The following is a 5,484-nucleotide window of genomic DNA, read 5'->3' as shown; positions in this document are numbered from 1 at the left end:
ATCAGGGAGCAAGCTCCCTTCATCCGCTCGACTTGCATGTGTTAGGCCTGCCGCCAGCGTTCAATCTGAGCCATGATCAAACTCTTCAGTTCAATACTGCTTGGGTTTTGAGAAAACCCTAAACTTGACTCAGCAATCGCAAAACTTTCAAATTAATGAAAGGTAACTCTCGAATTAACGAGTGTTGCTTTGTGATGCTGATAATCAGTTGACTATCAGTCTTGCCTCACAAGCACCCACACGAATTGCTTGATTCAGTTGTTAAAGAACAGTTGGTTAAGTCTTTCGCCTCAACCGAGGCCGCGCATTCTACAGCAGCCTCTCTATCTGTCAAGCTGTTTTTCGATTTTGTTTCCGCAGAAACTTCTTTCTACTCAACCACTTGCGCCTTCGATCAGAACTTCTTCTCTCCAGCGGGAGGCGCATTCTACAGCGTTCAAAACCGCTGTCAACACCTCTTTTTTTACCGCTCTCGATCCATTCGACCGAACCACCAACAGGATCAAACCACCACCCTGTCGACCGACGCGCATTCTACACGCCAGATCCAGCTTTGCAAGCCCTTCATTCAACTTAACTTATTGATTAACAAGCAGTTTTTGAAGCGCTTCATCGCTGAAGTGGCGCGCATTCTACATCCAGCAGAATGCGCGTCAAGTCTAAATTCCAACTTTCTTCGGATTTTCTCGCCAAAGGGCGCCAGCGCGCTGCAGCCCACTCGCCACAGCGGAGACGCGCATCAGTAGCAGCACCCCACCGACGAGCGCATAAGCGAGCCACTCGCCCAGATCCGCACGCACCACCCAGAGCATGTGCAGCAAGGCCAGTAACAGGATGACGTAGACCAGACGGTGCAGAGCCTTCCACTTGCGCCCCAGTCTTCTGATGCTGAAACGATTCGAGGTAACAGCCAATGCCAGCAAGCCAATGAACGCCAGCGCCCCAACAATGATGTAAGGACGCTCGGAAAGATCGCGAAGCACTAGATCCAGACGCAACCCGGCGATAAACAGCACATAGCCGGACAGGTGCAGCGTTACGTAGGCAAAGCACCATAGACCTAACTGTCGGCGCACGGCGATCCAACCGCTCCAGCGGGTCAACTGCTGCAGCGGTGTCATTGCCAAGGTGATCAACAGAAGGATCAGAGCACCGAGCCCCAGATTATCCACCAGCACCTTACCGGGGTCAGGCCCCAGCAAATTGAAGACGGCGCAGTACAGCCAATACAGCGGCGGTACCAATGCAGCCAGGAATACGCTGACGCGCCAGAGCCTGTAGCGCATCAGTAGTACCTCGACAGATCCATTCCCGCGTAGAGGTCAGCGACCTCCTCATAGCCATTGAACATCCGTGTATCGATCACATTGGGGCTGAACAACCTGCTAGGCAGACGCCGCTCGGTTGCTTGAGACCAGCGCGGATGATCCACCTGCGGGTTGACGTTGGCATAGAAGCCGTACTCGTTCGGCACAATGCGCTCCCAGGTAGTTTTAGGCGCCTCGCTCACCAGGCTGATGCGTACGATGGATTTGATGCTTTTGAAACCATATTTCCAGGGCACCACCAGACGCAAGGGAGCGCCGTTCTGGTTCGGCAGCACTCGGCCGTACATGCCGACAGCCATGAAGGCCAACGGATGCATGGCCTCGTCCAGACGTAAGCCTTCCACATAAGGCCAATCGATCAGAGAGAACCCCGAGCGCTGGCCCGGCATGCGCTCACGATCGACCAGCGTCTCGAAACGTACATAGCGCGCCGACAAAGTGGGCTCGACCTGCTTGAGCAGATCAGCCAACGGAAAGCCCAGCCAGGGAATGACCATGGACCAGGCCTCGACGCAGCGCAGCCTGTAGATGCGCTCTTCAAATGCATGCGGTTTGACCAGATCCTCGATGGAGTAGCGCCCTGGCTTGCTCACTTCGCCATCGACCATCACCGTCCAGGGCTCGACCTGTAGCTTGCCGGCATTGGCTGCCGGATCACCCTTGCCTGTGCCGAACTCATAGAAGTTGTTGTAATGCGTGGCGTCCCTGAAAGGCGTGATGCTTTCACCTTCAGCGGTTATCGCCTGCCAGCGCGCTGCTGCCAGCTTCTCTTGAAACCAGCCCGGAGGCTTCGACGGCTCGACATCCGCGTAGACACCTGCAGCGTAAGCACTGGCCAGCCCCGGCATGGCAGCCATGGCCGCCAATGCCAGCGAGCCCTGCATTAGCTTGCGGCGGGAGAGATAAACCGACTCGGGGGTGACTTCGGACTCCAGGGCCCGAGAGGAAGGGGGAACTCGGATGAGCATGGCGACTCCGCGACTACAGTTCTAGAAGCGAACTGTAGACCACGGAACGCGGAAGAAATTACAGCATCACGCCGATTTACGACGGCGTAATTGCAACAGGTACTGAATAGGCCCAGAAAACGCGTAGGCAAGGAAGATCAGAAGCAGGATACGGGGCGGATCGCTGAATACCACCGCAAACCCCAGCACAACGGCAAGAATGGCCACGAACGGCACGCGCCCCTTCAGATCCAGATCCTTGAAGCTGTAGTACTTGATATTGCTGACCATCAGGCAACCTGCAGCCGCCACCAGCAACGCCACGGCGAAGGACATGTTCGAGCCCTTGATGCCGAAGTCACTGAACGCCCAAACGGTCCCGGCAACCACACCGGCCGCAGCCGGACTGGCCAGACCGATGAAATAGCGCTTATCGACACTACCGATCTGCGTATTGAACCGGGCCAGACGCAACGCCGCCCCGGCAACATAGATGAAGGCGACCATCCAGCCTACTTTACCCATGCTGCCCAGCGCCCATTCGAACGCGAGCAGTGCCGGCGCCACACCGAAGGCGACCATGTCGGAAAGCGAGTCATACTCGGCACCGAATGCGCTTTGTGTATTGGTCAGGCGCGCCACACGCCCATCCAGGCTATCGAGCACCATGGCCACGAACACAGCGGCAGCAGCTACGTAGAAGTTGCCGTTCATCGCGTTGATGATGGAATAGAAACCGGCAAACAGGTTGGCCGTGGTGAACAGATTGGGCAGCAGATAGATGCCGCGATGGCGCACCTTGCGCCCTTCGGCATCCTGCCCTTCCTCTATGTGCTCGTCGATCGGCAGCAGGCTTTCCAGATTGTCGCCAGCCGGCTTTTGATCCTCGGGACCTTCACTCATGAACAGCACCTTGCAACGGGTTTGACGAATTTCGACCGGGACAACTGAACTCAGTTCGCCCCTCAGCGAGCTGGCTTTATACCAGAAGCCTCGCCGCAGAATGAAAAAACGCGGCATAAAGCCGCGTTCTTTCGCACATCGCAGACCTTAGTTCTTGGCCTTATCGACGATCTTGTTGGCAGCAATCCACGGCATCATCGAACGCAGTTGCTCACCGATGACTTCGATACCGTGAGCGGCGTTGTTACGACGCTTGGCGGTCATCGACGGGTAGCCAGTGGCGCCTTCGCTGATGAACATCTTGGCGTATTCGCCGTCCTGGATGCGCTTCAGAGCGTTGCGCATGGCCTGACGGGATTCAGCGTTGATCACTTCCGGGCCGGTGACGTACTCACCGTACTCGGCGTTGTTGGAGATCGAGTAGTTCATGTTGGCGATGCCGCCTTCGTACATGAGGTCGACGATCAGCTTCAGTTCGTGCAGGCACTCGAAGTAGGCCATTTCCGGCGCGTAGCCAGCTTCGACCAGGGTTTCGAAACCGGCTTTGACCAGTTCGACGGTACCGCCGCAGAGAACGGCCTGCTCACCGAACAGGTCGGTTTCGGTCTCGTCCTTGAAGGTGGTTTCGATGATGCCGGTACGGCCACCACCAACGCCCGAAGCGTAGGACAGGGCGACGTTCTTGGCATTGCCGGAAGCGTCCTGGTAAACGGCGATCAGGTCAGGGATGCCGCCGCCTTTGACGAACTCGGTGCGAACGGTGTGGCCCGGAGCCTTCGGCGCGATCATGATCACGTCGAGGTCGGCACGCGGTACGACCTGGTTGTAGTGGATGGCGAAGCCGTGGGAAAAGGCCAGGGTAGCGCCCTTCTTGATGTTCGGCTCGATCTCGTTCTTGTACAGCTGGCCCTGGAACTCGTCCGGGGTCAGGATCATGACCAGATCGGCAGCAGCAACGGCAGTGGCAACGTCAGCCACTTTCAGGCCATGGGCTTCGGCCTTGGCCACGGTCGCGGAACCTTTACGCAGACCCACGGTGACGTCAACGCCGGAATCCTTCAGGTTGCAAGCCTGGGCGTGGCCCTGGGAGCCATAACCGATGATGGCGACTTTCTTGCCCTGGATGATGGAGAGGTCGCAATCTTTGTCGTAATAAACTTTCATGTTGTGGGCTCTTTTCAATCGAAAGGGATGGGTGCGAAGCACCGCGACGAGGACACCTTAAGTGATCCACACCATTGCGTAAAATGATATATTTGCAACACAACATGCCGATTTGTGAAATATAGATGGACAGCCATTCCCTCAGGCTTTTTCTCGCCCTGGCCGACAATCTGCACTTCGGCCGCACCAGTCGCGAACAGCATGTCAGCCCGTCCGCGCTCAGCCGCAGCATCAAGCAGCTCGAAGATGAACTCGGCGCCGCCCTGTTCGTGCGCGACAACCGCTCGGTGCGCCTGACGCGCGAAGGCCAGCAGTTTCGCGAATACGCCAGCGAGGTCATCAATGGCTGGCAGGCAATACGGCAGACCTTCATGCAGGATCAGCTCAACCTGCACGGCGAACTGTCGCTGTACTGCTCGGTCACAGCCAGCTACAGCTTCCTTTATGACATCCTCAGCAGCTTCCGCCAGGACTACCCACGCATCGAAATGAAACTGCACACTGGCGACCCGGCGAAAGCCGTCGAGCGCGTACAGCAAGGCCTGGAAGATCTGGCCATTGGCGCCCTGCCCGACAGCCTGCCCAACGGTGTGGTGTTCCAGTCGATCACCCGCTCTGAATTGCGCTTTATCGGCCCGCAAGCACCACAGCTATTGAACGAGGAACAACTCAAGCATCCGGGCGCGGAAAGCTGGAAGGACGTGCCGATGATTCTGTCCGAAGAAGGCCTGGCCCGCACGCGCACCGACCGCTGGCTGAAACATCACAACATCAAGCCACGTATCTATGCCCAGGTGAGCGGCAACGAAGCCATCGTCAGCATGGTCAGCCTGGGCTTCGGCATCGGCGTGGTGCCGCAGATCGTCCTGGACAACAGCCCGCTGACCGCCCGCATCCGAATCTACGATATCCAGCCACCGCTCACCGCTTATGACATTGGCCTGTTCGCACTGGAAAAACGCCTCAAGGACCCGCTGATCGCCGCTTTCTGGAATCGCCAACGCTGAATTTCGGGATCGGGTAGGAGGCGGCCTCACGGCCGCCGTCCTCCCACACCACCGTGCGTACGGTTCCGTACACGGCGGTTCAGGCCATGCGGTTAAGCCGATTGATCGTATCCAGTATCGAGACCAGTCCAAGTC

General features: G+C 57.3%; 5 protein-coding genes and 1 rRNA gene. 1 reads left to right on the top strand and 5 read right to left on the bottom strand.

Annotated elements, in window-relative coordinates:
• From PSOLE_RS23120 to ilvC, 5 genes are all read right to left on the bottom strand, one after another.
• Positions 1-92: ribosomal RNA gene (locus PSOLE_RS23120) — 16S ribosomal RNA — on the bottom strand; the annotation flags it as partial.
• A gap of 567 nt (positions 93-659) precedes the next feature.
• On the bottom strand, positions 660-1,286 hold the full coding sequence (gene msrQ, locus PSOLE_RS23110; RefSeq protein WP_074861364.1) for a protein-methionine-sulfoxide reductase heme-binding subunit MsrQ: 627 nt from the start codon (positions 1,284-1,286) through the stop codon (positions 660-662).
• Complete coding sequence (gene msrP, locus PSOLE_RS23105) at positions 1,286-2,296, bottom strand: protein-methionine-sulfoxide reductase catalytic subunit MsrP (protein ID WP_074861362.1); 1,011 nt, start codon at positions 2,294-2,296, stop codon at positions 1,286-1,288. Before msrP ends, msrQ begins: the two co-directional genes overlap by 1 nt.
• 66 nt (positions 2,297-2,362) lie before the next feature.
• A complete protein-coding gene (gene pssA, locus PSOLE_RS23100; RefSeq protein WP_045107781.1) occupies positions 2,363-3,178 on the bottom strand; it encodes a CDP-diacylglycerol--serine O-phosphatidyltransferase in 816 nt (271 codons plus the stop codon).
• A gap of 147 nt (positions 3,179-3,325) precedes the next feature.
• Positions 3,326-4,384: a ketol-acid reductoisomerase gene (ilvC, locus tag PSOLE_RS23095; protein WP_302847419.1), complete on the bottom strand. Its 1,059-nt coding sequence runs from the start codon at positions 4,382-4,384 to the stop codon at positions 3,326-3,328.
• An 83-nt stretch (positions 4,385-4,467) separates the two neighbouring features.
• Here ilvC and ilvY point away from each other — a divergent pair, with 83 nt between their 5' ends.
• Positions 4,468-5,349: an HTH-type transcriptional activator IlvY gene (gene ilvY / locus PSOLE_RS23090; RefSeq protein ID WP_074861360.1), complete on the top strand. Its 882-nt coding sequence runs from the start codon at positions 4,468-4,470 to the stop codon at positions 5,347-5,349.
• The last annotated feature ends 135 nt before the right edge of the window (positions 5,350-5,484 follow it).

The organism is Pseudomonas oleovorans subsp. oleovorans (assembly GCF_002197815.1).
GTDB classification, from domain to species: Bacteria; Pseudomonadota; Gammaproteobacteria; order Pseudomonadales; family Pseudomonadaceae; genus Aquipseudomonas; species Aquipseudomonas oleovorans.
Note: the sequence above shows the minus strand (reverse complement) of the source record. Positions and strands in the feature narration are given on the sequence as shown.

Excerpts from the sequence above, each read along its gene's own strand:
- msrQ (WP_074861364.1), bottom strand. The coding sequence starts at position 1,286 with ATGCGCTACAGGCTCTGGCGCGTCAGCGTATTCCTGGCTGCATTGGTA.
- ilvY (WP_074861360.1), top strand. The coding sequence starts at position 4,468 with ATGGACAGCCATTCCCTCAGGCTTTTTCTCGCCCTGGCCGACAATCTG.
- pssA (WP_045107781.1), bottom strand. The coding sequence starts at position 3,178 with ATGAGTGAAGGTCCCGAGGATCAAAAGCCGGCTGGCGACAATCTGGAA.
- msrP (WP_074861362.1), bottom strand. The coding sequence starts at position 2,296 with ATGCTCATCCGAGTTCCCCCTTCCTCTCGGGCCCTGGAGTCCGAAGTC.